General features: G+C 44.9%; 1 protein-coding gene. It reads right to left on the reverse strand.

Annotated elements, in window-relative coordinates:
• The coding region (locus C9J29_RS24020; protein WP_419690816.1) for a 5'-nucleotidase C-terminal domain-containing protein at positions 1 to 409 on the reverse strand (409 nt) is incomplete at its 3' end.
• Between the last annotated feature and the right edge of the window lie 28 nt (positions 410 to 437).

Consider the following 437-nt stretch of genomic DNA (forward strand, 5'->3'; position numbering starts at 1 on the left):
CTGGGTTCTGTCCTGGATTTTGACCCGGGTTCTGTCCTGGCTCTTCTCCTGGCTCTTCTCCTGGTTCTTCTCCTGGTTCTTCACCAGGTTCTTCGCCTGGTACCGAACTTACATCTACAATTCGACCTTCAATTTCAGTTGGAATTCCTGCACTTCCAATGCTTACTAAATGTTCACGGAAGTTCTCCCAATCAGAAAGACCTAGATCAGTTACACGACCTTCTGCATATGCTTTCGCGAAGACATCATAGCCGTCTCCACCTTTAGCTGTAAAAGCGTTTGTTGCAATAGTATATGTTACACCATCTTGAACTGCTACGTACTTGCCATTTGCATCTAAATAAGATACAGAAACAATACGCGCTCCAGCTGGTTTCGAAGGATCATATACTACTTTTCCGCCTGCCATATGCAAGAAACCGCCATTTTCAACAGGA

This window comes from Lysinibacillus fusiformis (genome assembly GCF_003049525.1).
Taxonomy (GTDB): Bacteria; Bacillota; Bacilli; order Bacillales_A; family Planococcaceae; genus Lysinibacillus; species Lysinibacillus fusiformis.